Genomic DNA, 24,098 nt, shown 5'->3' with positions numbered 1-24,098 from the left:
CGTCGGTGCTCCTGGGTGTCCCGGGGCTTCCGTGCGGCGGGTAGGGGCTGAGCGGGGTGCGGGCTACTTTCGTCGTGGGCGGATGCGACGAAAGTGGGGCGTCGTGAGCCTGCGAGGGTGCCTAGGGTGCGGGACGTGTACGCGATATCGAAGCTCCGGGCCGGGTGGCAGTGGTGTGCGGCACCCGAACTGTGGTCCCGGCGCAGGACGGCCGGAGAGGCCGTGCTGGCCGTGGTGCTCGGGCTGCTCGCCGCCGGGACGGAAGAGCTGCTGCGCAGCGGTGGGCTGAGACTGTGGACGGTCTCGGCCCTGGTCGTGGTGCTGTCCCTGATGAGGCGACGGCTGCCGGTGACCGTGCTGGTGGCCACGGCAGCCCTGGCCGGGCTCTCCGATGGCTTCGCGCTGCTGCTGATGGTGGTGGCGTGGAGTTCCGGGCGTCGGATCGCCGGAGCCGGGCGGGCTCTGGGAGCCTTCACCGCTGCCTACGCGGTCTACGTCGGTCTGGCCGTCGTGGTGAACTGGGCCGGATTGCGGCCGCTGACCCTGGTGCTGTTCACCACCCTCTACTTCCTGGCGACGACACTCGTGCCCGGCCTCGCCAGCCGCTACTGGACGCAGCGCCGGACGCTGCTGCACGCCCTGCAGGAACGTAATGCCCAGCTCGTCCGGGAGCGGGTCATGATCGTCGGGCAGGCGCGGCTCATGGAGCGCCAGCGGATCGCTCAGGACATGCACGACAGCCTCGGCCACCGGCTGGCACTCATCTCCGTCCATACAGGAGCGCTGGAGGTCGACCGCGAGCTGACGGCGCGGCAGCGGGAAGTGGTCGGAGTGCTGCGGGACGCCTCGGTCCATGCGATGCACGAACTGCGCGAGGTCGTCGGCATTCTCCGCGACGGTGTCGAGGGGCCGTCGCAGGGCGATGAGGGCGGGCAGCCCACGGCGCGGGGCACGGCGGGCATCGAGGAGCTGACAGCGACAGCGCGGGCCGCCGGCAGCGATGTGGAGCTTCGTCGTACAGGAACGGTCCGGACACTTGCGGCGGCCTCGGGCCATGCGGCGTACCGGATCGTCCAGGAGGCCTTGACCAACGCGTACAAGCACGCGCCGGGTGCGGAGATCAAGGTCGAGCTGCGCTACGAGCCCGATTCCTTCGTCGTCGAGATCGTCAATGGTCCACAGCGGCAGGCGCGGCCGGCGGGCGAGGTGGTCAGCGGCGGCCAGGGGCTGCCCGGTCTGCACGAGCGGGCCCGGCTGGTCGGCGGCATGGTGCACACCGGCCGGATCGAGGGCGGCGGCTTCCGGGTGGCCGGCGTGCTTCCGTACGGCGCCGAGGGCATGCCTGGCGGGATGTCGGTCACGCCGATGGTTGATGCGGAGGACGACTTCCGACAGCAGTCCCAGGGGGTCCTGCGGGGGAACGGTGGTCCGGTCATGGACGCGACGGTTTCCGAACGGGAGTTGGCGATGAGCGGCAGCGGAAGGAAGACGGGCGGCGGGGTCGCGCTGGGCTGCGGGATAGGGGCGGGAGCCCTGGTGCTCCTGGTGCTTGCCGGGGGCTTCGGTCTGTACTTCTTGGTGAAGGAGATGGACAAGGCGATGATCGACCCGAGTCGGTACCGGTCGATCAGGATCGGCACGGCGGAGGACGAGGTGCGGGAAGAGTTGCCCGCCGGGGATACATTCATTGCGGCCGGGCTGGACGGCGAGGGGCCCGAGAAGCCGGCCGGGTCACGGTGTCTGGTTCTCATGTCCTCGGAGACAGGTGCGGACATCAACACCGAGCCGGTGTTCCGGTTCTGTTTCCGGGACGGCAAGCTGATCGAGAAGAGGTCCTACGAGATCGCCAGTAGGTGAGGCGTCCGGGACGAGCACGGGGGTACGAGTGACGGGTCGGCCGATCAGAGTCGTCATTGCCGACGACGAGCCCCTCATCAGGGCCGGGATACGCATGATCCTCACCTCGGACCGTTCCATCGAGGTCGTCGCGGAGGCGACGAACGGGCGGGAAGCCATCGAGCTGGTCCGTGCCCATGCGGCGGACGTGGTGCTGCTCGACATCCAGATGCCGGTGATGGACGGGCTCACGGCGCTGGCGGAACTGCGAACAGCGGCGCCGACGGCGCGAGTGATCGTGCTCACAACGTTCGGCGAGCGGGAGAACGTCCTGCGGGCGCTGGAACAGGGGGGTGCCGGATTCCTGCTCAAGGACACCGCCCCGACCGAGCTGATTCAGGCAGTGCGGGCGGCGGCTGCCGGAGACGCCTATCTTTCGCCCGGTGCCACCCGTCATGTGGTGGATCAGTTGACCCTGGGACGGGCGGCGGTCCGAGGTGAAGAGGCGCGGCGGCGGGTGGCGGCGCTGAGCGGGCGCGAGTGCGAGGTGCTTGCTCTGCTCGGGGAGGGGCTCTCCAACGCGGATGCGGGACGGCGGCTGCACATGAGCGAGGCGACGGTGAAGACCTATGTGAGCCGGATCCTGGCGAAGCTGGGGTGCGAGAACCGGGTGCAGGCCGCGTTGCTGGCGAGGGATGCGGGGCTCTAGAAGGCCGTGGGGCGGGCTCGGCGGGTTGGGGCGTGTTTCACGTGAAACGCCCGATTGGAAGCATTCCCGCGTGGGGGAAGTGTGCTCGCGTGCACGAGGGGGCCGGGGCGTCCGCAGTCGTTGACTGCCGGGCCCCGGCCCCCCCTCGCACGGTTCAGGCGGCGAGGCGGGCGTGCGCCCGGGGCGCGAGTGGTTCGCGCGCTGTTCTGCCGGCTCAGGTCTTCGGTGCGTGCGGGGCGGTTGTGCTCGTGCCGCCTGCCGAGTTGTAGCGCAGCAGGTACTCCGCGAACCTGGCGAGATCGTCCGCCGTCCAGTCCGCGAGGCGCTCCTGGTAGGCGGCCCGGCGGCTGGCCTGCGTCGAGGCGAGCGCCTGGGTTCCGGCCTCGGTGGGGTGCAGTACTTGGATGCGGTGGTCGTCCGGGTCGGGGTGGCGCTCGACCAGCCCCAGTTTCTCCAGAGTGCCGATCTGTCGGCTGACTGTTGATTTGTCCAGCATGTAGTGCGCGGCCAGATCGGTTGCGCGGCAGCCTTGCCGGTCGTCGATGTGGGCCAGCAGTGTGTAGGAGACCAGGGGCAGCTCCGGGTGGAGGCGGGCCGCTGCGGCTCGCGCGCGGCGTGCGAAGGCGGTGAGCTCGCGCTGGATGACGTCCAGCGATTCTTCGCGTTCTCCGGGAGTGCCTGGCACTGATCCGCCTTCCTTCGCCTTCCTCAGGATTTCAGTTGTATAGTACAACGGATTAGGGGTTGTAAAAGCCAACTATTGGAGTTCCGCATGTCCTCGGGCCCGAGTGCCGCCGCCGGCTCCACCGCCGCCGCTCTGCGTCATGTGCTGAGCCATCTCGTCACACCACTGCTGATGTGCATCGGCATGGGGCTCGCCTACCTCGGGGCGTTCCACGCCCCCGAGCCGCATGATCTGCGGGTGGACGTGGTCGGATCCGGGCCGAGTGCGCGGGTACTCGCGCAGACACTGCAGGACAAGGGCGACGGGGCGCTGAGCGTGCGCACGGTCCCTGATCGCGCGGCCGCCGAGAACAACCTGAGGGACCAGGCGAGTTACGGCGCCTACCTGCCGGGGAAGTACCCCGAGCTGCTGGTGGCGAGCGCATCCTCCGACACCAGCGCCACGGTCGTCGAGAAGGTCTTCACCAAGGTCGCGGCCGAGCAGGGGCACCCGCTGAAGGTGACCGACACCGCCCCGACGGCCGCGGGCGATCCGACCGGCCAGGGCATCTTCTTCCTGTTGGTCGCGGTGAGCATCGGCTCCTACGCGTCGGTCGCGGTGATCGGCGGCGCGGGCGCGGTGCTGGGGCTGCGGATCAGGGCCGCACTGGCGGTCGCCGCATCCCTGGTGGTGAGCGTGATCGGGGCGGTGTTCGCCGGCCCGATGTTCGGCCTCGTGGATCACGGGCTCGGCGGTCTGTGGGCGATGGCCTGGCTCTACTCGGCGGGCATTCTGCTGATAGGCGTCGGGCTGCACACCTTCCTCAAACGGTGGACGACGCTCGGAGTGATGGTGCTCTTCGTGATGCTCAACTTCACCAGCTCGGGCGGCATCTTCCGGCCCGAACTGCAGCCCGGGTTCTTCGGCGCGCTGCACTCGTTCTGGAACGGTGCGGGCTTCGTCGAGGGCGTGCGCAGCCATGTGTACTTCGGCGGACATGCGCTCGGCCGGCAGGTGCTGGTGCTGGCGCTCTGGTTCGTGGCGGGTCTGGCAGTGATGGGCCTGGCAGGGCTGGCCGAGGCGAAGCGGCGGAAGACCGCAACGGAGACGGCTCCCGCCCTCGCCGGATCCGTCGAGGCCGGAGGAGCACAGGGACGGGGGCGGCACGTCAGGGCCGAAGCCCCGACCGGGGCGGACGGCGCGGAAGAGCTGGAGGAAGAGCTGGAAGAAGCCGTCGCCGTCTGACCAGGGCAGAGAGTTGTCCGAACCACGTTGTCCACAGGTCGGTCAGTGAGTTCTCCACAGGGGCGGGCGGCTTTCGGCGGACGGCGGTACCTTCGTCGCAATTGATCTGCGACAGGGCGTCGGGCCAGGAGCGCAGGGCGAGGACGGGGGAGGCCGCGCGCCATGGGCGAAATCGAAGCGACAGTGCCTGTTCAGCGGGGTGTTGCAGGGGGTCCGCGCATTCCGGTCGTGCCCGGATTCGCGCGGCGAGCGGCTGTGGCGGGCGGAAGCGCGTCGCAGTCGCCCAAGGAGGCGGGCAAGGCGCTGCGGGAGAGGGTGCCACGGGCCTCTCACTCCTCCCTGGTCCTTCCATCTGGCCGGCCCGATGCCGTGCGGGCGGTCGAGGAGTCCAGTCGGGGCAGAGTGCCCGCTCTCGCCCCGATCCGGGTGGGGCGGATGGTGGCCACACCGTTCGCCTTTCTGCGCGGCTCGGCCGGGCTGATGGCCCATGACCTGACGGGCTCACCGGTCAGCGGCGTGGGCGCGCAGCTCTGCGGCGATGCGCACGCGGCGAATTTCGGGTTGTACGGCGATGCGCGGGGCAGCCTGGTCATCGATCTGAACGACTTCGACGAGACCGTCTTCGGCCCCTGGGAATGGGACCTCAAGCGGCTCGCGGCCTCGCTGGTGCTTGCCGGCCGGGAGGCTGGAGCGGACGAGGACACCTGCCGCCGGGGCGCGTACGACACAGTGGGCGCGTACCGGCGGACGATGCGACTGCTGGCCAGACTGCCCGCGCTCGACGCCTGGAACGCCATCGCTGACGAGGAGCTGGTCTCACACACGGACGCGCGGGATCTGCTCGGCACCCTGGAGCGCGTCTCGGAGAAGGCCCGCAACAACACCAGCGCCCGTTTCGCGGCCAAGTCCACCGAGGACTCCGGGGACGGCGGACGCCGCTTCGTCGATGCGCCGCCGGTGCTGCGGCGGGTGCCGGACGAGGAGGCAGCGGCGGTGGCGGCTGGGCTCGGTGACTACCTGGGCACGATCTCCGAGGACCGGGTGCCGCTCCTCGCCAGGTACGCGATCCACGATGTGGCGTTCCGGGTGGTCGGCACGGGGAGCGTCGGCACCCGGTCGTACGTGGTGCTTCTGCTCGATCACCGGGGTGAGCCCTTGGTCCTGCAGGTGAAGGAGGCACGGCCCTCCGTGCTGGCTCCATATCTGCCGGTTGTCGGGTTCGATGTGCCGGAGGTGGCGCACGAGGGACGTCGGGTGGTTCTCGGGCAGAAGCGGATGCAGGTCGTCAGCGACATCCTGTTGGGGTGGGCCACCGTCGGCGGGCGGCACTTCCAGGTGCGGCAGTTCAGGAATCGGAAGGGCAGTGTGGATCCGGCGGCTCTGACGGCCGACCAGGTCGACGACTACGGCAGGATGACCGGTGCGCTGCTCGCGCGGGCCCATGCGCACAGCGCGGATCCACGGCTGATAGCGGGCTACTGCGGCAAGAACGAGGAGCTGGACGAAGCGGTGGCGGCGTTCGCGGTGATGTACGCGGACCGTACCGAGGCGGACCACGCGGAGTTGGTGCGGGCCGTCGGAGCAGGTCGAATAGCCGCCGAAACGGGCGTGTGAGGCACATCGAGCCGACCGTGCGTCCTCGGGGCGCCGGTGGTGGCCATACGCTGGACGGGTGACCCACGAAGCCGCCGGGGTGCCGACCACCCGGAACGACGAAGACCGGCAGGACAACGACCGGCAGCACGAGCACCACGAGCAGGATGCGCACCATGTGCGGCCGGGCGGTGCTGGTGCCGGTTCGGAGGCGGACGCTGCCGCTGGAACTGCCGAGGAGACGGGCGGGGCTGTCGGCGGGACTGCCGAGGAGACCGGCGGGGCCGCTGAGGGGGCCCGGCCCGAGGCTCGGCTCGCCAAGGCCGTGCGGGCGGCGGAGCAGGCGCTGATCGAATTCGAGATCGCGGTGGAGACCTTCCGGGTCGAGGTCGAGAATTTCTCCCGGTTGCACCATCAGAAGCTCGGTCCGATGTACGCCCGCCTCGATGAGCTCGATGCCCAGATCGCGGAGGCCCGCGCTGCCCGGACCGGTGACCCCGAGGACCTCCGCAAGGCACAGGAGGCCCGGGCGATCGTGATGCCGATGCCGGGCGTCGACGAGCTGTTCCACGACTGGATCGACTCGGACGGGCTGTCCCCCGAGGCGGCGGCGATGCTGACCGAGCAGCCGGTCCGGCCGCCCAAGCGGGTCCGGCCGACCGAAGAGGCGCGCAAGCTCTACCGCGAGCTGGCGCGCAAGGCCCACCCGGACCTGGCACAGGACGAGACGGAGCGGGCACGCCGGGAGGAGTTCATCACCCGCGTCAACGCCGCCTATGGGCGCGGGGACGAGGCGCTTCTGACGGAGCTGGCGCAGGAGTGGGCGTCGGGGCCGGTGGTGCCGGAGGCGGAGCTGAGCGAGAGCGAGGAGCTCTACGCCCGGCTGAACTGGCTGACCCAGCGCAAGGAGCTCCTCACGGTGCTCGCCCGGGAGCTTGAGGAGAGCGCCATCGGAGCCATGCTGCGGATGGCTCCCGATGATCCGGACCGGCTGCTCGACGAGATCGCCGATCAGCTGCTGGGCGAGGTCTCTCAGCGAGAGGCGGAGCTGGCAGCTCTGGTGCAGTAGCGTTCCTGGTGACTTCGGAGCGTACGTACGAGAGAAGGCATGACCCATGAATTTCGCCCCGCTGCCCTCGATGGACGTCGCGGCGGTTCCGTCGGACGGCTTCGTGCTGGATGTCCGGGAGAACGACGAATGGGCGGCCGGGCATGTCGAGGGCGCCCTGCACATCCCGATGAGCGATTTCGTGGGGCGCTTCGGTGAGCTGACCGAGGCTGCCGAGGACGGTCGGCGCGTACACGTGATGTGCCGGGTCGGTGGCCGGTCCGCCCAGGTCACCCAGTACCTGGTGCAGCAAGGCATCGACGCCGTGAACATCGACGGCGGGATGCTCGCCTGGGACGGCGCCGGACGTCCGATGGTCACCGACAACGGCTCCGCTGCCTTCGTCCTCTGAGCCCTGGTGGCTGTCCGGCCACCGAGGCACCGGCACTCACGGCCGGTGTCTGCCGAGGTCATAGCGGACGGTCGAGGTCACGGCGGACGGTGTAGGTCAGGTCCTGGTCGGGTTCAGCCGAGGAGGTGCGCGGCCAGCAGGTCGCCCAGCGCTTCCTCGTGCGCCGCTGCCGGACCGAGGGAGAGTTCGATCTGCTTCGCCCAGGCATGGAAGCGGTGCAGCGGATAGTCGGTGTCCGCGCCGAAGCCCCCGTGCAGATGCTGTGCGGTCTGTACGACCCGCCGGACACCGTCCGAGGCCCAGATCTTCGCCACGGCGATGTCGCCCTCGGCGGGAAGCGCGCCGTCGGCCCCGGTGGAGATCCGCCAGGCCGCCTGCCAGAGCGTCACTTCCATGGCGCGCAGGTCGATGTAACGGTCCGCGGCCTGTACGGCGACGGACTGGAAGGTCGCGACCGGAAAGCCGAACTGTTCGCGCTTGCCGGTGTAATCGCTCGTCATGGCGAGTACGGCCTCACCCAGTCCGAGCGCCAGCGCGCAGGTCCCCGTGGTGAGCAGGGCGCGCAGCCAGTCCCAGGCCCCGGCGGCGTCCATCAGCGCACGGTTGTCGATCTGCACCGAGTCCAGCCGGACCTCGGCGAACAGCTCGCCACTGGTGGAGACCTGCTCGGCCAGGGTGACGCCGTCTTGGGTGGACCGGATCAGGGCGACAACGGCTCGGCCCTCGCCCGTGTGGGCGGGAACCGCGATCCAGTCCGCGGCCTGTGCCCAGGGCACCCCTGACTGCACGCCGTCGAGCACCCAGTCCACAGCGTCATCGGCGGCATCCGTGGGGGCCTCGCCAGGTCCCTCGCCGGACGGGTCGTTCGGCGCGGGAACGACCCGGCGTGCGGTGACGGCGAGTTCGGCCGGATCGTGGCCGGAGCGGCCGTTGGCCCCGACGGTGAGGACCAATTCGCCCCGGCCGACCCGGGGGAGCAACTCGGCGGCCAGCCCGCGGTCGCCGTAGCGCTGGAGCGCCATCGCGACCGCACACGTCTCCAGCAGCGGCGCCCGTGCAAGCACCTTGGCGGATTCGCGCAGCACCAGACAGAGCGCGACGAGATCGAGTCCGGCGCCGCCGTGTTGCGGCGACAGTGTCAGGCTCAGCAGGTCGCCCGCCGCGAGCCCGGCCCACAGGGGCCGGTCGATGTCCTCGGACACTGCGCCCGGTACGAGAGCGGGGCTGGGAACCCCGTCCGGCGCAATGCCCGAGAAGACCGCTCTCGCCGCCTCCGTGGCTGCCTGCTGTTCCTCGGTGAAGGTGAAGTCCACTGCCCTGGCCTCCCGCCAACCGCTGCCCTCGTGACCGGATCTGACGGTTCGTCAAGATAGAACACGTTCTATGAGAAGGGAACAGGCAGGGCATGGGCTGTGAGGGGGGAGGGGGAGGAGCGGGCCGGGGGTGTGGTCAGCGGTCGAAGTCGAGCTCCACCTCCGGAGTGACCGGATGGGACTGGCACGCCAGCACATAGCCGGCACCCGTCTCTTCGGGTTCCAGCGCGAAGTTGCGGTCCATCCGCACTTCGCCCGAGACCAGGAACGCCCGGCAGGTCCCGCACACACCGCCCTTGCAGGCGTACGGTGCGTCGGAGCGGCTGCGCAGCACGGTTTCCAGCAGTGATTCGCCGTCCTGCACCGGCCATGTGCCGGAGCGGCCGTCCAGGGTTGCGGTGAGTCTGCTGTGCGCCGGTGTCTCGGCCCGGATGCGGGCAGGCGCGTTCGGGCCGTCGTCCACATGGAAGATCTCCTGGTGGATACGGGTCCGGTCCACGCCCAGGCCGTGCAGTGCGCTTTCGGCCGCCTGGACCAGCCCGAACGGGCCGCACAGATACCAGCCGTCCACCTCTGTCACCGGGAGCAGCGAGGGCAGCAGTCCGGTGAGCCGGTCCCGGTCCAGTCGCCCGGACGGAAGACCTGCCTGCTGCTCCTCCCGGGAGAGCGCCGTCACCAGCTGGAACCGGTCAGGGTAGCGGTCCTTGAGGTCGGCGACCTCGTCCAGGAACATCGTCGAGACCGCGGTCCGGTCGCTGCGGATCAGACAGAAACCGGCGTCGGGCTCCCGTGCCAGCAGTGTCGCCGCGATCGACAGCACCGGTGTGATCCCGCTGCCTCCGACGATCGCCGCGAAGCGTCCGGCGCGTGGTGTGAGCAGGAAGCGGCCCATCGGAGGCATCGCCTCCACCAGGTCACCGACGGCGAGTTCCTTCAGTGCGTAGGTGGAGAACACGCCGCCATCGACGAGCCGAATCCCCACGCGCAGTACCGGATCGGCTGGTTCCTCGACGACCGGGGAACAGATCGAGTACGAGCGGCGGATCTCCTCGCCGTCGACGGCGTAGCGCACATTGAGGTGCTGTCCCGGCTTGTGTCGGAAGGTCTCGCGAAGCTCAGGCGGCACGGCGAGGGTGACGGCCACCGCATCGTCCGTGAGCCGTTCGATCGCACGGACCCGGAGCGGATGGAACATCTACAACTCCTTGAAATGGTCGAACGGTTCGCGGCATGTCACACACCGGCGCAGTGCCTTGCAGGCGGTGGAGGAGAACCGGCTCAGCAGCTCCGTATCGGTCGAGCCGCAGTGCGGGCAACGCACCGAGAGCGTGAGCGGCACCGGGCCGCCCGCGGGGACCTTGACGCCGTGCGGGCGCGGGGGCGCGATGCCGAACTTGGCGAGCTTGCGCCGCCCTTCCGCGCTGATGTCGTCCGTGGACCAGGCCGGCGAGAGCACCGTGACCACGGAGACCTCCGGTATGCCGTGGTCATGTAGCACTCGCTCGATGTCGGCGGACATGGCCTCGATCGCCGGACAGCCGGTGTAGGTCGGGGTGAGACGCACGGTCACCTTGCCGGGTGCGAGCACGTCCACGCCCCGGAGTACGCCCAGTTCGTCCAGAGTCAGCACCGGCAGTTCCGGATCGGGCACGGAGCCTGCGATCCGGTGCAGCTCCTCCTCCAGGAGTGTCTCGGTCACCATGACGCCCCCGGGTGGCTGCGATGCAGATGCTGCATCTCGGCGATCATCCGGCCGAAGGGTTCGGTGTGGATGCCCTGACGGCCCGCGCCCGCCGTCCACGCTCCGGACTGCGGACCGTCCGGCACGGTCAGCGTGGCCTGCTCCAGCACCGTGGTGACGGACTCCAGCCAGCCGCTGCGCAGCGACTGCCAGTCGATGTCCACACCCTCGACGGGCTGGAACAATTCGCCGGTGAACCGCCACAGTGCATCCACCGCGCGCTGCATCCGCTCGTGGCTCTCGGTCGTGCCGTCGCCGAGCCGCAGTGTCCAGTGCTCCGCGTGGTCCTGGTGGTACGCGACCTCCTTGACCGCCTTCGCCGCCAGGCCGGCGAACGGGCCGTCACCGGCCGACAGCTGCTCGTACAGCACTCGCTGGTAGCCGGAGAAGTAGAGCTGGCGGGCGATGGTGTGGGCGAAGTCGCCGTTGGGCTGCTCGACCAGTTGGACGTTGCGAAAGGCGCGTTCCTCACGCAGATACGCCAGCTCGTCCTCGTCCCCGACGAGGGAGAGCAGCACTCGGGCCTGCCCCAGGAGGTCCAGGGCCATGTTGGCCAGGGCCACTTCCTCTTCCAGCACCGGGGCGTGGCCGGCCCACTCCCCCAGCCGGTGCGAGAGCACCAGCGCGTCGTCGCCCAGGGCGAGAGCCGCGGTCACAGGTGCTTCACCCCTTCCGGGATCTCGTAGAACGTCGGGTGCCGGTAGGGCTTGTCACCGGCCGGCTCGAAGAAGGAATCCTTCTCGTCCGGCGAGGAGGCCGTGACCTGTGCGGACGGGACCACCCAGATGGAGACTCCCTCGGAGCGGCGCGTGTACAGATCGCGCGCGTTGCGCAGGGCCATTTCCGCGTCCGGGGCGTGCAGGCTGCCCGCGTGGGTGTGGGACAGCCCGCGGCGCGAACGCACGAACACCTCCCACAGCGGCCATTCGGTCGAGCTGTTCATGCCGTCGCCTCCCCGTTCCTCGGTGCTGTGTGCTTCTCGGCGTACGCGGTCGCCGCGTCCCGGACCCAGGCCCCCTCCTCGTGCGCCCGGCGGCGCTGGGTGAGGCGCTGCTCATTGCAGGGGCCGTTGCCCTTGAGGACTTCCTGGAACTCCTTCCAGTCGATCGCTCCGAAGTCGTGCTGTGCGCGCTCCTCGTTCCACCGGAGATCCGGGTCCGGAAGGGTGAGCCCCAGAGCTTCGGCCTGTGGGACACAGATGTCCACGAAGCGCTGCCGCAGTTCGTCGTTGGAGTGCCGCTTGATCTTCCAGGTCATCGACTGCGCCGAGTGCGCCGATGCGTCGTCCGGCGGACCGAACATCATCAGGGACGGCCACCACCAGCGGTTCACCGCGTCCTGCGCCATTTCGTGCTGTGCCGGGGTACCGCGGCTGAGGGTGAGCAGCAGCTCGTACCCCTGGCGCTGGTGGAAGGACTCCTCCTTGCAGATGCGCACCATCGCCCGGGCGTACGGGCCGTAGGAGCAACGGCAGAGCGGTACCTGATTGGTGATCGCGGCGCCATCCACCAGCCAGCCGATCGCTCCGACGTCCGCCCAGGTCAGCGTGGGGTAATTGAAGATCGACGAATATCTCTGGCGGCCCGCGTGGAGCTTGTCGAGCAGTTCCTCACGGCTGGTGCCGAGCGTTTCCGTGGCGCTGTACAGATAGAGCCCGTGTCCGGCCTCGTCCTGAACCTTGGCCATGAGGATCGCCTTGCGGCGCAGCGAGGGTGCCCGCGAGATCCAGTTGGCCTCCGGCTGCATTCCGATGATTTCGGAGTGGGCGTGCTGGGCCATTTGCCTGACCAGCGAGGCACGGTACGCATCCGGCATCCAGTCGCGCGGCTCGATGCGCTCGTCCGCCGCGACCGCGGCGTCGAAGCCTGCCTCCAGGGCCTCGCCCGCCCCTTCGGGCCCGCCTGCTCCCGCCTGCGCCGCCTGGCTCGCAGTCACTGCCGTCATCCCGGACTCCCTACCGACCGACCGATCGTTCGGTTCAATGTCTTCAATGGTGAGTCGGCGGCCCGTAGGGTGTCAACCCTGTGGATGACGGACCGGGGATCGACGGGGATCGGGGCGGGATGGATTCGTACGACGACAGGAGCGCCGAAGGCGGGAACGGGAGCGCCGGGCCGGGGCCGGGGCGGGGCGAGAACACGGCGCCCGATGTTGTTCAGGGGCCGGGGCCGTGCGCCGGCGCCGGCATGGCCGCCCTGTCGCTTCCGTACCAGATCGTGGCCGCGATCGCGTTGTCCGTCATCGGGCTGGTCGCCTGCGTGCAGCTGGCCATGGTGTTCCTCCATGTCGCACCCTCCAACACGCTGACGAAGCAGCACGGCGAAGCGGTCGACGAGTGGATCTACCCCGAGTTCGAACAGAACTGGAAGCTCTTCGCTCCGAATCCGCTTCAGCAGAACGTGGCCGTTCATGTGCGGGCCGAGATAGTCGGCGCCGACGCCCGCCGCACCACACCCTGGATGAGCCTTTCGGCGGAGGACGGCCGCGCGATACGCGGCAATCTCCTCCCCAGCCACATCCACCAGAACGAGCTGCGTCGCGGTTGGGACTTCTACATCGGCTCCCACGACAACGAGAACCGGGCGAACGGTCTGCGTGGTGAGCTGTCCGAGCGCTACCTCCGCCGAATAGTGATGGCGCGCCTGGGCAAGCACGACTACGGGGGCACCGTCGAGCGTATCCAGATCCGTTCCGAGACGCGGTCGGTCGGGGCGCCCGGCTGGAGCGAGGAGAAGATCAGCACGAAGCCGTCCTACCGAGTGCTGCCCTGGTGGACCGTAACCCCCGCCGACCTTCCCGAGAACGCCGAGGGGGCGGGCAAATGAGTACGTTCGCCTTCGATCGCAAGCTCGCCCGCGGCATCCAGCGCATCACCTCCTCGGCTCTCGGCCCGTACCAGAGCGCCGTCATCCGGATCGGATTCTCCGCCACTTATCTGCTGTTCCTGCTGCGTGAAGTGCCGCATCGCCACGTGATGTACGGCCCCGACGGCCCATGGGGCTGGGACATGGCGAAGCAGCTCATATCGGGCAATCAAGCCTTCACCACGCTCATGTGGTCGGACAGTGCGGTCTGGTTCGAGATCGTGTACGCGGTGGCACTGCTCTCCGCCGCGCTGCTGATGGTCGGCTGGCACACCCGTGCCACGTCGGTCCTGTTCATGGTCGGTGTGCTCTCCCTCCAGAACCGCAGCATCTTCATGGGTGACGGCGGCGACAACGTCATCCATCTGATGGCGATCTACCTCGTGCTGACGCGCTGCGCACAGGTCTGGTCGTTGGACGCCCGGCGCGCGGCTCGTGCAGCCCGTGCGGCGGAGACGGATGGCGCAGCAGAAGCGGGTGAGGACGCGGAAGCGGCAGTGGACGCCGATGATCCTCGGCGCTCGGTGCGGGGGAACGTGGCCGGTCCGGTTCTCTGGGGACTGCTGGGCCTGGTCCTGATCGTGGCCACCGTGACGGACGGCCTCGGCGGCACCTGGTGGCTGCCGGTTCTCTTCTGGGTCCTCTGGGTCGGCCAGGGCGTCTGGTGGGCCGTGAACCGCCGCGCGCCGCACAGCGAGGCGCGCACTCTGCTCGACGTCATCGCCAACCTCGCCCACAACGCGACCCTCGTCGTGATCATGGCCGAGGTCTGTCTGATCTATGCGACGGCGGGTTGGTACAAGATCCAGGGGTCGCGGTGGCAGGACGGCACGGCGCTGTACTACCCGCTCAAGCTCGACTACTTCACGCCCTGGCCCGCGCTGTCCGACATCCTCGCTTCCAACGGTGTGATGGTGATGCTGCTGACGTACGGCACGGTCGTCGTGCAGGTCGCCTTCCCCTTCACGCTGTTCAACCGGCGGGTCAAGAACGTCCTGCTCGTCGTCATGATGTGCGAGCACGCCGGAATCGCCCTGCTGCTCGGGCTGCCCTTCTTCTCGATGGCGATGATCGCCGCCGACGCCGTCTTCCTGCCGACCGTCTTCCTCGTGTGGCTCGGCGGCCGGGTGACGCTCGGACGGGAGCTGCTGTTCTCGCGCCAGGGCAAGGTGCCTGGGCCGCGGCGGGCCGTCGATGACGAGGAGGCCCCGCAGCACAGCGGCGACGGGGGCCATACGCTCGTCGGGTGAGTAGTGAGAGCGGCAGCAGCACTGGTGGCATCGGCGGCCCCGGCGGGAGAGCGTCGACCGGGGAATCCGCGGGGTGGGAACCGTCCGGCACATCCGTTCCGACGGCAGATCCTGGTCAGTCCGCGGAACCGATGCAGTACGACGACGGATTCGGGACGGAGATCGGCGTCGGGCCGCACCCGCTCCCCTGGCCCGCGGACGAGCGGTACGACCCCGAACTGCTTGCCCACGGTGACCGGCGCAATGTGGGTGACGCCTACCGGTACTGGACGCGGGAGGCGATCGTCGCCGATCTGGACCTACGGCGGCATGACTTCCACGTGGCGGTCGAGAACTGGGGCCACGACTTCAATATCGGCTCCGTGGTGCGCACCGCGAACGCCTTCCTCGCCAAGGAGATCCACATTGTGGGGCGGCGGCGCTGGAACCGGCGCGGTGCGATGGTCACCGACCGGTACCAGCATGTGCGGCACCACCCCGACACGGAGTCGCTGACGACGTGGGCGGCGGCGGAGGCGCTGCCGATCATCGGGATCGACAATCTGCCGGGGGCGGTGCCGCTGGAGCGGACCGAGCTGCCGCGGCGGTGTGTGCTGCTCTTCGGGCAGGAAGGGCCCGGACTGACCGACGAGGCCCGCAAGCACGCGGCCATGGTGTGCTCCATCGCGCAGTTCGGGTCGACGCGGTCGATCAATGCGGGGGCCGCGGCCGCGATCGCCATGCACGCGTGGGTGCAGAGGTATGCGGAGATTCCGGGGGATGGACGGAATCCAGAGGTCTGACGCAGGCAGCCGGCGCGGTACGGGTACGGGGCGACGTACGGGCACGTGCACGGACGGGGCATCCGGTTGCCCGCTGTCCCCTCCACCCGCCCCCTCCACCCGCCCTTTTCATATGGGCGAGGGACCTCCGGGCGAGGCCCCACTCCGGCCGGAGGGCGTGGACGTCCGGGCGGGGCAGGGAGGGGGCGGGCCGATGGCTCGGAACGAGGACTACGCCTGGCGACGGACTTCCACCATACGGAAACGGTTTGATACAAAGGCCCCGTCGCACAGGGCCGCGTTCGCAGCCGGGTTGCCCCCCGAACCGTGGAAGTCGGAGAACGCCGCAGTCTGGTTGACGTACACCCCACCGGTCAGATTCAGCGAGAGCTGGGCCGACTCGTCCAGGCAGACGTCCTCCACCGCGCGCTCCACCTCCGGTGAGGTGGTGTACGCGCCCACCGTCATCGCACCCTTGTCGCGAATCGTGCGGCGGAGCAGTTCCACGGCGTCGGCGGTCGAGTCGACCGCCACCGCGAAGGAGACCGGCCCGAAGCACTCCGACAGGTAGTGCTCCTCGTCGTCCGGCTTGGCGCCGTCCAGTTTGACGACGACAGGGGTGCGGACCACGGCGTCGGGGAATTCCGGGTTGGCCACCTCGCGGGAGGGCAGGGCGACCTTCCCCAGCTCCGCGGCCGCGTCCAGACGGGCTTTCACATCGGGGTTGACCAGGGCGCCGAGCAGCGCGTTCGCCCGGGAGTCGTCGCCCAGCAGTCCGCTGACCGCGACCGCGATGTCGTCGACGACCTCGTCGTACGTCTTGTCGCCGGCATCGGTGGTGATGCCGTCCCGGGGAATCAGCAGATTCTGTGGGGTCGTGCACATCTGGCCGCTGTACAGAGAGAGGGAGAACGCGAGGTTGGCGAGCATCCCCTGGTAGTTGTCGGTGGAGTCGAGGACGATCGTGTTGACTCCGGACTTCTCCGTGTAGACCTGGGCCTGGCGGGCGTTGGCCTCCAGCCAGTCGCCGAAGGCGGTGGATCCGGTGTAGTCGATGATCTTGATCTCGGGGCGGACCGCCAGGGTCTTCGCGATGCCCTCACCCGGTCGTTCGGTGGCCAGAGCGACCAAGTTGGCGTCGAAGCCCGCCTCGGCGAGCACCTCGCGCGCCAGCTGCACCGTGAGCGCCAGCGGGAGCACGGCGCGCGGATGCGGCTTGACCAGGACGGGATTGCCGGTGGCCAGGGAGGCGAAGAGCCCGGGATAGCCGTTCCACGTGGGGAACGTGTTGCAGCCGACCAGGAGCGAGATGCCACGGGGTGCCGCGACGAACGACTTGTGCAGCCGGAGCGGATCGCGCTTGCCCTGGGGCTTGGACCAGTCGGCGCTCCGCGGGGTGCGGATCTGCTCCTCGTACGCGTACGCCACCGCTTCCAGGCCCCGGTCCTGGGCGTGTGGGCCGCCCGCCTGGAACGCCATCATGAAGGCCTGGCCGCTGGTGTGCATCACCGCGTGGCCGAACTCATGAGTCCGGGCGCTGATGCGCGCGAGGATCTCCAGGCAGACCAGGGCCCTGGTCTCGGGGCCCGCGGCACGCCAGGCGGCCATGCCCGTACGCATCGCGGGAAGCAGGACGTCCAGGTCGGCATGCGGATACTCGACGCCCAGCTCGGGCCCGTACGGAGAGATCTCTTTGCCCGTCCAGCCGTCGGTGCCCGGCTGGCCGAGGTCGAGCCGGGTGTGCAGCACGGCGTCGAAGGCGGCCTTGCCCTCGGCGGCGCTCAGGCTGCCGGGGGCACCGCCCTCGCCGTACGCCTTCGGATGCTCGGGGTGCGGGGACCAGTAGGCGCGCGTACGGATCGCGTCGAGGGCCTGGTCGAGCGTGGGGCGGTGCTTCTCGGACAGCAGGTGCGGGGAGAGCTCGGCGGCCATGACGGACCAACTCCTCATCGAGCTGGGCAGGGACGGGCGGACAGAGTTAGAGTAACCGAACGATCGGTCGGGACAAGGGGGCCCGCCAAACCTGTGGACAACTCGTAGGGGAGGATCGCGGACATGACCACGGCCAAGCGGGACACGTACACCCCGGAGACTCTGCTCACCGTCGCCGTCCGTGTCTTCAACGAGCGCGGCTACGACGGCACGTCCATGGAGCATCTCTCCAAGGCGGCGGGCATCTCCAAGTCGTCCATCTACCACCATGTCGCGGGCAAGGAGGAACTGCTGCGCCGTGCGGTGAGCCGGGCGCTGGACGGGCTCTTCGGGATTCTCGACGAGCCGGGGGCGACGCAGGGACGTGCGATCGAGCAGGTCGAGTACGTCACCCGGCGTACCGTCGATGTGCTCATAGCCGAACTGCCCTACGTCACGCTGCTGCTGCGCGTACGGGGAAACACGAAGACCGAGCGCTGGGCCATGGAGCGCCGCCGCGAGTTCGACCATCGGGTGACCGATCTGCTGAGAGCGGCGGTCGCGGACGGCGATCTCCGCTCCGACGTGGACATACGGCTGGTGACACGGCTGCTCTTCGGAATGGTCAACTCGCTGGTGGAGTGGTACCGCCCGCAACCGGACGGTGGTGCCGACGGGGAGCGGCTGGCCGACACGCTCGTCCGGGTCGCCTTCGACGGGATGCGGTCCAGCCGCTGAACCGTTGTCGTCGGGAGAGGGTCGGGCCGCCGTCCTGCAGCGTGACCGCTTTGTTGCGTTAGCCCGGATTCCTGTCCGTCGGCACGGCTTCCGAAGGGATTCCGTGCGTGAGCGGGTTGCGCGCGTGAACGAGCCCCGTGGCGGAGCGAGTTGTGCTCCTGGTTCGGATTCCGGTTTCCGTCACGTGAGCTCGGTGGGCCGGTCCGGGCCCGGGGCAAGGTCCGTCTCCTCGAACACCAGAAGTGTGCGGGTGGAGAGGACCTCAGGGATGGCCTGGATCCTGGTCAGGACCAGCTCGCGCAGTGACCGGTTGTCCGGAGTGTGCACCAGCAGCAGGACGTCGAAGTCGCCGCTGACGAGCGCGATGTGAGTGGCCCCCGGCAGCGCTTGGAGCTGCTCGCGAACAGTACGCCAGGAATTCTGGACGATCTTGAGCGTGATGTACGCGGAGGCGCCCTGCCCCGCCCGTTCATGGTTCACCCGCGCGCTGAAACCGCGGATCACGCCGTCCTCGACGAGCCGGTTGATCCGGGCGTACGCGTTGGCCCGGGACACATGGACACGATCGGCCACGGAGCGTATCGAGGCGCGGCCGTCCGTCTGGAGCAGCCGCAGGATGTCGCGGTCGATGGCGTCGAGCGGGCGCGCGGGCGGAACCTGGCCGGAGCCCTCGCCCCCATCGGCCATTTGTTCAGCTGACATGTGCCCGCGCCTCCCTGTCCTGGACGACCTGTCCCTATCCCAGGCTGTGGAGAACCGTTTGTCCACAGGCTGAAGGCGCCTGTAGCCAAAATGCGCTCGCGACCGAACAATCGGTAGGTGAGGCACGCCACATCCGTGCCTCGGACAGCGCTCGACATTTCGATGTATTTCGACACCCTCGACATCGGACGACCCCCGATGTCGCCAGAAGCCGCTCGAAACCCTCGATGCAGGAGGTGCTTGTCATGACGGTCCAAGAGCTGCCCGGCGCGGCTGCTTACCGGCCCACGCCGCCCCCGGCCTGGAAGCCGCTCACGGATCCCGCGCCGCTGCTCCCGGACCCCGAGCCGTACCGTGTGCTCGGCACGGACGCCGCGGCCGATGCCGATCCCGAACTGCTGCTGCGGCTCTACGCGGAGCTGGTCCGCGGCCGGCGGTACAACGCACAGGCGACCGCTCTCACCAAGCAGGGCCGACTCGCCGTCTACCCGTCGAGCACGGGGCAGGAGGCCTGCGAGATAGCGGCCGCCCTGGTGCTGGAGGAGCGGGACTGGCTCTTTCCCAGCTATCGCGACACGCTGGCGGCCGTGGCGCGCGGCCTGGACCCGGTCGAGGCCCTGACCCTGCTGCGCGGTGACCGGCACACCGGTTACGACCCGCGCGAGCACCGCATCGCACCACTGTGCACGCCCCTCGCCACCCAGCTGCCGCACGCCGTGGGCCTGGCGCACGCGGCGCGTCTGAAGGGCGACGACGTGGTGGCGCTGGCCATGGTCGGTGACGGCGGGACCAGTGAGGGCGATTTCCACGAGGCGCTGAATTTCGCGGCTGTCTGGCGAGCCCCGGTCGTCTTCCTCGTACAGAACAACGGTTTCGCGATCTCCGTACCGCTGGCGAAGCAGACCGCCGCGCCGTCCCTCGCGCACAAGGCCGTGGGGTACGGGATGCCGGGCCGGCTGGTGGACGGCAACGACGCGGCCGCCGTGCACCAGGTCCTCGGCGAGGCGGTCGCGCGGGCCCGGAGCGGTGTCGGTCCGACGCTCGTCGAGGCGGTGACGTACCGCATGGACGCCCATACGAACGCCGACGACGCCACTCGGTACCGCGTCGAGAGCGAAGTGGAGGCATGGCGTGCGCACGATCCGATCCAGCTCCTGGAGCGGGAGCTGACCGGGCGGGGGCTGCTCGGCGACGACGGGATCGAGGAGGCGCGCGTGGCCGCGGAGCGGATGGCGGCGGCTCTGCGCGAGCGGATGAACGCCGATCCGGTGCTCGACCCGATGGATCTCTTCGCCCATGTCTACGCGGAACAGACCACGCAACTCCGGGAGCAGGCAGCGCGGTTGCGTGTGGAGCTGGACGCCGAGCAGGACCAGCACGGCCACAACGACGTGGAGGAAGGGCGATGACCACCGCAGCGGCGCCGGCCGGAGAGCGTACGGCGAAGGCCAAACCCGCCACCATGGCGCAGGCGCTCGGGCGAGCGCTGCGCGACTCGATGGCCGAGGATCCGACGGTGCACGTCCTCGGCGAGGATGTCGGCACACTCGGTGGCGTCTTCCGGATCACCGACGGCCTGGCGAAGGAATTCGGCGAGGACCGTTGCACGGACACCCCGCTGGCCGAGGCGGGCATTCTCGGCACGGCTGTCGGCATGGCGATGTACGGGCTGAGGCCCGTGGTGGAGATGCAGTTCGACGCCTTCGCCTATCCCGCGTTCGAGCAGCTCATGAGCCATGTGGCCAAGATGCGGAACCGGACGGCCGGTGCCATGCCGTTGCCGATCACGGTGCGGGTGCCGTACGGCGGCGGGATCGGCGGGGTCGAGCACCACAGCGACTCCTCGGAGGCGTACTACATGGCGACGCCCGGCCTCCAGGTCGTCACGCCCGCCACCGTCGAGGACGCGTACGGGCTGCTGAGGGCCTCGATCGCCTCCGACGACCCGGTGGTCTTCCTGGAGCCGAAACGGCTCTACTGGTCGAAGGCCAACTGGTCGCCCGAGGCTCCGGTGATGGTGGAACCGATCGGACGCGCCGTCGTCCGTCGACCCGGGCGCAGCGCGACGCTGATCACATACGGGCCGTCGCTGCCGGTCTGTATGGAGGCCGCGGAAGCGGCCGTCGAAGAGGGCTGGGATCTCGAAGTCGTAGATCTGCGCTCACTGGTGCCGTTCGACGACGAGACCGTGGCCGCTTCCGTGCGGCGTACGGGGCGTGCAGTGGTCGTCCATGAGTCCTCCGGTTTCGGCGGTCCGGGCGGCGAGATCGCGGCCCGGATCACCGAGCGTTGCTTCCACCATCTGGAGGCGCCGGTGCTACGGGTCACCGGGTTCGACATTCCGTATCCGCCGCCGATGCAGGAGCGGCACCATCTGCCGGGCGTGGACCGGGTGCTCGACGCGGTGGCCCGCTTGCAGTGGGAGGCGGAGAACTGATGCCTCAGGTACTCGAATTCAAGCTGCCGGACCTCGGCGAGGGGCTGACCGAGGCGGAGATCGTGCGCTGGCTGGTGGAGGTCGGCGATGTCGTCGCCATCGACCAGCCGGTCGTCGAGGTGGAGACGGCCAAGGCGATGGTGGAGGTGCCGTGCCCGTACGGGGGCGTGGTGACCGCGCGGTTCGGCGAGGAGGGCGTGGAGCTTCCGGTCGGGGCGCCGCTGCTGACGGTGGCGGTGGGGACCGAGGGAGCCGTGGGGTCTGAGGGAGCCTCGGGGTCCGGGGGATCGGCGGGCGCGGGGACGGGCGCGGGCTCGGGTTCGGGGGCCGGGACCGCGGTGGTGGCGTCGGCTGCGGGGCCGGGATTCGGCTCGGGTGGGGCGGAGTCGTCCGGGAATGTGCTGGTCGGGTACGGGACGGGCGCACCGTTGGCGCGCCGTCGGCGGGTTCGCCCCGAGGCGATGGGGGCGCCTGCTGCCTCACATGCGACGGCTGAGGCCGCGAGTTCCGCATCTGTGCCGGACGCGGACCCGGTGCGGGGGCCGGTGGCCGTGGTTTCCCCGCTGGTACGGAAGCTGGCGCGGCAGCACGACCTCGACCTGCGGCAACTGGCGGGGTCCGGGCCCGACGGGCTGATCCTGCGGGCCGACGTTGAATCCGCGATCAGGGCAAAGGACGAACAGAGGGCGACTCCTCTTCCGACCACGGTCCCGGTCCCGGTTCCCGTGCCGGAGCCGGGATCGATGCCGGGGACGGTTTCGGAACCGTCGTTGCGGCCCCCGCCGGCGCGGGGGGCGGCCGGCCCGGCCGTGGAGCGGATCCCGTTGCGTGGTGTACGCGGCGCGGTGGCCGACAAGTTGGCGCGCAGCCGGCGGGAGATCCCCGATGCCACGTGCTGGGTCGACGCCGACGCCACCGAGCTGATGGCCGCCAGATCCGCGATGAACAGCGCCGGTGGTCCGGCCGCCGGCCCCAAGGTGTCGGTGCTCGCCCTGCTGGCGCGTATCTGCGTCGCCGCGCTGGCCCGCTTCCCCGAGCTCAACTCCACGGTGGACGCGGAGGCGCGGGAGGTCGTACGGCTGCCGGAGGTCCATCTCGGGTTCGCGGCCCAGACCGAGAGGGGCCTGGTCGTCCCGGTCGTCCGGGATGCGCACGCCGGGAACGTCGACTCGATCGGTGCCGAGATCGCCCGGCTCACCGAGGCGGCCCGGAACGGCAGGCTGACCCCGGCGGAGCTGACCGGCGGCACGTTCACGCTGAACAACTACGGGGTGTTCGGGGTCGACGGTTCGACCCCGATCATCAACCACCCGGAGGCGGCCATGCTGGGCGTCGGCCGGATCGTTCCCAAGCCGTGGGTGCACGGGGGCGAGCTGGCCGTACGCCAGGTCGTCCAGCTCTCGCTGACCTTCGACCATCGGGTCTGCGACGGCGGGACGGCGGGCGGGTTCCTGCGCTACGTGGCCGACTGCGTGGAGCAACCGGCGTTGCTGCTGCGCACGTTGTAGGCCGGATCGGCCGCGGGCTCTCGTTCTCCCCCTCGTCGATCCGCCGGATTGCGGACGGGGCGGATCGACGGGAGGCCGCGGCCCGCATACTCGGATGCATGACCGCGTATGACGCCATCGTTCTGGCCGGAGGAGCTGCCAAGCGGCTCGGCGGCGCCGACAAGCCGGGGATCCTGGTCGGTGGCCGTGCGCTGCTCGACCGTGTGCTCGCGGCCTGCGCCGATGCCTCGGCCACCGTGGTGGTGGGTGGGCGGCGGCCCACTGTGCGCACAGTGATCTGGACGCGCGAAGAACCGCAGGGTGGCGGCCCACTGGCTGCGCTCGACGTCGGGGTTCGACGTACCACCGCGGAGCGGGTCCTCGTCCTCTCGGCCGATCTGCCGTTCCTGGGGAAGGGCACTGTCGGAGCTCTGTTGGCCGCCGCCGGTGAAGGACAGCGCGACGGGGCCCTGTGCACCGATCAGGACGGTCGCGATCAGCCTCTCGTCGCCGTCTACCGTGCCGAACCGCTGCGCCGCGAGCTCGCCCTGCTCGCCGCCGAGCACGGCAGTCTGTCCGGGCTTCCCCTGCGGTTGCTGACGAATGAGCTCGATCTCGCCCGGGTGGAGGCCGGCCCTCTCGCCTCCTTCGACTGCGACACCTGGCAGGACATTGCGTCGGCCCGTGCCCGCATCAGAGAGCATGGAACCGTGCTGGATGAATGGATCACCGCAGTCAAGAGCGAACTGGGCATCGAACTCGACGTCGACACCGACGTCCTGCTCGATCTGGCCCGTGACGCCGCTCACGGCGTCGCCCGGCCCGCCGCGCCCCTGACGACCTTCCTGGTCGGCTACGCGGCAGCGAAGGCGAGCAGCGACGGTGACGGCCCGGCGGCGGTTGCCGAGGCCGCTCGCAGGGCCGCCGCGCTCGCCCTTCGGTGGGCGGACGAGAACGAGACGCAATGACGGCCGACGACAGCAGATCCGACCTGCCTCCTGCCGCCGACGTCGCGTCGATGGGCGCCGGTCCCTCGATGGGCGCCGGTCCCTCGGCGGGCGTCGGGGCTTCGGCGGGTGTCGGGCCCCCTGTCCGCGACCGTCCGGCTTCGGCCGATCGTGGATCGGAGTCCGGCGACAGTTCTCTGGCGGCCGATCCGTTCTCGACGGGCGGCGGTTCGTTCCCGCAGGCCGCTCTCTCCTCGGCGGGCGGAGGGTCTCCGGCGGTCGGGGTGTCTCCGGCGGTCGGGGTGTCTCCGGCGGGTGCGGTGTCTTCGGAGGGCGACCGGTTTCTGGCCGCGGGTACGGCGGGCGGTTCGTCCTCGGTGGTCGGCTCGCCCTCAGGAGGCGGACGTTCTTCGTCGGCGGATCGGGGACCGACCCCGGAG

The 24,098-nt window shown here is 69.8% G+C and carries 23 protein-coding genes; 14 read left to right on the top strand and 9 right to left on the bottom strand.

The features are described from left to right. The first annotated feature begins 135 nt into the window (after window positions 1-135). On the top strand, window positions 136-1,857 hold the full coding sequence (locus tag ACF1B9_RS09140; protein ID WP_391741329.1) for a sensor histidine kinase: 1,722 nt from the start codon (window positions 136-138) through the stop codon (window positions 1,855-1,857). A gap of 28 nt (window positions 1,858-1,885) precedes the next feature. Further along, on the top strand, window positions 1,886-2,545 hold the full coding sequence (locus ACF1B9_RS09135) for a response regulator transcription factor (protein ID WP_351071995.1): 660 nt from the start codon (window positions 1,886-1,888) through the stop codon (window positions 2,543-2,545). Between the two features lie 214 nt (window positions 2,546-2,759). On the opposite strand, the gene ACF1B9_RS09130 is transcribed toward ACF1B9_RS09135, so the two are convergent. Next, window positions 2,760-3,230, bottom strand: a complete 471-nt coding sequence (locus tag ACF1B9_RS09130; protein WP_391741331.1) for a MarR family winged helix-turn-helix transcriptional regulator — start codon at window positions 3,228-3,230, stop codon at window positions 2,760-2,762. Between the two features lie 87 nt (window positions 3,231-3,317). Here ACF1B9_RS09130 and ACF1B9_RS09125 point away from each other — a divergent pair, with 87 nt between their 5' ends. The 4 genes from ACF1B9_RS09125 (at window position 3,318) to ACF1B9_RS09110 (ending at window position 7,507) form a co-directional block, all read left to right on the top strand. Then, a complete protein-coding gene (locus ACF1B9_RS09125; protein ID WP_391741332.1) occupies window positions 3,318-4,454 on the top strand; it encodes a hypothetical protein in 1,137 nt (378 codons plus the stop codon). A gap of 162 nt (window positions 4,455-4,616) precedes the next feature. Continuing rightward, window positions 4,617-6,068, top strand: coding sequence for a DUF2252 domain-containing protein (locus ACF1B9_RS09120; RefSeq protein ID WP_391741334.1), 1,452 nt, complete (start codon window positions 4,617-4,619; stop codon window positions 6,066-6,068). A 58-nt stretch (window positions 6,069-6,126) separates the two neighbouring features. Then, window positions 6,127-7,116 carry a hypothetical protein gene (locus ACF1B9_RS09115; protein WP_391741335.1) on the top strand — a complete coding sequence of 330 codons (990 nt, stop codon included), beginning with the start codon at window positions 6,127-6,129 and terminating at the stop codon, window positions 7,114-7,116. A 46-nt stretch (window positions 7,117-7,162) separates the two neighbouring features. Further along, entirely contained in the window at window positions 7,163-7,507 is a 345-nt protein-coding gene (locus ACF1B9_RS09110; protein WP_391741337.1) for a rhodanese-like domain-containing protein, read from the top strand. A 113-nt stretch (window positions 7,508-7,620) separates the two neighbouring features. Here ACF1B9_RS09110 and ACF1B9_RS09105 read toward each other — a convergent pair whose 3' ends face one another. The 6 genes from ACF1B9_RS09105 to paaA form a co-directional block, all read right to left on the bottom strand. Beyond that, a complete protein-coding gene (locus ACF1B9_RS09105; protein ID WP_391741339.1) occupies window positions 7,621-8,820 on the bottom strand; it encodes an acyl-CoA dehydrogenase family protein in 1,200 nt (399 codons plus the stop codon). Window positions 8,821-8,956: 136 nt separating this feature from the next. After that, the gene (locus tag ACF1B9_RS09100; protein ID WP_391741340.1) at window positions 8,957-10,015 is read right to left on the bottom strand and encodes a 2Fe-2S iron-sulfur cluster-binding protein; all 1,059 of its coding nucleotides are present in this window, start codon (window positions 10,013-10,015) and stop codon (window positions 8,957-8,959) included. Next, window positions 10,016-10,522, bottom strand: coding sequence for a 1,2-phenylacetyl-CoA epoxidase subunit PaaD (paaD, locus tag ACF1B9_RS09095; RefSeq protein ID WP_391741341.1), 507 nt, complete (start codon window positions 10,520-10,522; stop codon window positions 10,016-10,018). Further along, window positions 10,516-11,217, bottom strand: coding sequence for a 1,2-phenylacetyl-CoA epoxidase subunit PaaC (paaC, locus tag ACF1B9_RS09090; protein ID WP_391741343.1), 702 nt, complete (start codon window positions 11,215-11,217; stop codon window positions 10,516-10,518). The genes paaD and paaC overlap by 7 nt, the downstream gene beginning before the upstream one ends. After that, window positions 11,214-11,504, bottom strand: coding sequence for a 1,2-phenylacetyl-CoA epoxidase subunit PaaB (gene paaB, locus ACF1B9_RS09085; RefSeq protein ID WP_327368469.1), 291 nt, complete (start codon window positions 11,502-11,504; stop codon window positions 11,214-11,216). The genes paaC and paaB overlap by 4 nt, the downstream gene beginning before the upstream one ends. Beyond that, window positions 11,501-12,505 carry a 1,2-phenylacetyl-CoA epoxidase subunit PaaA gene (gene paaA / locus ACF1B9_RS09080; RefSeq protein ID WP_391741344.1) on the bottom strand — a complete coding sequence of 335 codons (1,005 nt, stop codon included), beginning with the start codon at window positions 12,503-12,505 and terminating at the stop codon, window positions 11,501-11,503. The genes paaB and paaA overlap by 4 nt, the downstream gene beginning before the upstream one ends. A gap of 119 nt (window positions 12,506-12,624) precedes the next feature. On the opposite strand from paaA, the gene ACF1B9_RS09075 reads away from it, so the two are divergent. The 3 genes from ACF1B9_RS09075 (at window position 12,625) to ACF1B9_RS09065 (ending at window position 15,457) form a co-directional block, all read left to right on the top strand. Further along, window positions 12,625-13,386 (top strand): DUF5819 family protein, encoded by a 762-nt coding sequence (locus tag ACF1B9_RS09075; protein WP_391741346.1) that lies wholly within the window; start codon window positions 12,625-12,627, stop codon window positions 13,384-13,386. Next, window positions 13,383-14,675, top strand: coding sequence for an HTTM domain-containing protein (locus tag ACF1B9_RS09070; protein WP_391741347.1), 1,293 nt, complete (start codon window positions 13,383-13,385; stop codon window positions 14,673-14,675). Before ACF1B9_RS09075 ends, ACF1B9_RS09070 begins: the two co-directional genes overlap by 4 nt. A 131-nt stretch (window positions 14,676-14,806) precedes the next feature. Beyond that, on the top strand, window positions 14,807-15,457 hold the full coding sequence (locus ACF1B9_RS09065; protein WP_391741348.1) for a TrmH family RNA methyltransferase: 651 nt from the start codon (window positions 14,807-14,809) through the stop codon (window positions 15,455-15,457). Between the two features lie 210 nt (window positions 15,458-15,667). Here ACF1B9_RS09065 and paaN read toward each other — a convergent pair whose 3' ends face one another. Next, window positions 15,668-17,368 (bottom strand): phenylacetic acid degradation protein PaaN, encoded by a 1,701-nt coding sequence (paaN, locus tag ACF1B9_RS09060; protein ID WP_391741350.1) that lies wholly within the window; start codon window positions 17,366-17,368, stop codon window positions 15,668-15,670. A 123-nt stretch (window positions 17,369-17,491) separates the two neighbouring features. Between paaN and ACF1B9_RS09055 the strand changes: the two genes are divergently transcribed. Beyond that, complete coding sequence (locus tag ACF1B9_RS09055; protein WP_351071955.1) at window positions 17,492-18,085, top strand: TetR/AcrR family transcriptional regulator; 594 nt, start codon at window positions 17,492-17,494, stop codon at window positions 18,083-18,085. A 180-nt stretch (window positions 18,086-18,265) separates the two neighbouring features. On the opposite strand, the gene ACF1B9_RS09050 is transcribed toward ACF1B9_RS09055, so the two are convergent. Continuing rightward, window positions 18,266-18,772 carry an Lrp/AsnC family transcriptional regulator gene (locus tag ACF1B9_RS09050; protein ID WP_391741521.1) on the bottom strand — a complete coding sequence of 169 codons (507 nt, stop codon included), beginning with the start codon at window positions 18,770-18,772 and terminating at the stop codon, window positions 18,266-18,268. Between the two features lie 260 nt (window positions 18,773-19,032). On the opposite strand from ACF1B9_RS09050, the gene pdhA reads away from it, so the two are divergent. From pdhA to ACF1B9_RS09030, 4 genes are all read left to right on the top strand, one after another. Continuing rightward, a complete protein-coding gene (pdhA, locus tag ACF1B9_RS09045; protein WP_391741351.1) occupies window positions 19,033-20,196 on the top strand; it encodes a pyruvate dehydrogenase (acetyl-transferring) E1 component subunit alpha in 1,164 nt (387 codons plus the stop codon). Next, window positions 20,193-21,224 (top strand): alpha-ketoacid dehydrogenase subunit beta, encoded by a 1,032-nt coding sequence (locus ACF1B9_RS09040; protein WP_391741353.1) that lies wholly within the window; start codon window positions 20,193-20,195, stop codon window positions 21,222-21,224. Before pdhA ends, ACF1B9_RS09040 begins: the two co-directional genes overlap by 4 nt. Further along, a complete protein-coding gene (locus ACF1B9_RS09035; RefSeq protein ID WP_391741354.1) occupies window positions 21,224-22,732 on the top strand; it encodes a dihydrolipoamide acetyltransferase family protein in 1,509 nt (502 codons plus the stop codon). The genes ACF1B9_RS09040 and ACF1B9_RS09035 overlap by 1 nt, the downstream gene beginning before the upstream one ends. 98 nt (window positions 22,733-22,830) lie before the next feature. Further along, the gene (locus ACF1B9_RS09030) at window positions 22,831-23,679 is read left to right on the top strand and encodes a DUF6457 domain-containing protein (RefSeq protein ID WP_391741356.1); all 849 of its coding nucleotides are present in this window, start codon (window positions 22,831-22,833) and stop codon (window positions 23,677-23,679) included. Window positions 23,680-24,098 lie beyond the last annotated feature (419 nt).

The organism is Streptomyces sp. NPDC014727 (genome assembly GCF_043083485.1).
Lineage (GTDB): Bacteria > Actinomycetota > Actinomycetes > Streptomycetales > Streptomycetaceae > Streptomyces.
The sequence above is the reverse complement of the archived record's forward strand: the minus strand, read 5'-3'. Positions and strand labels throughout refer to the sequence as shown.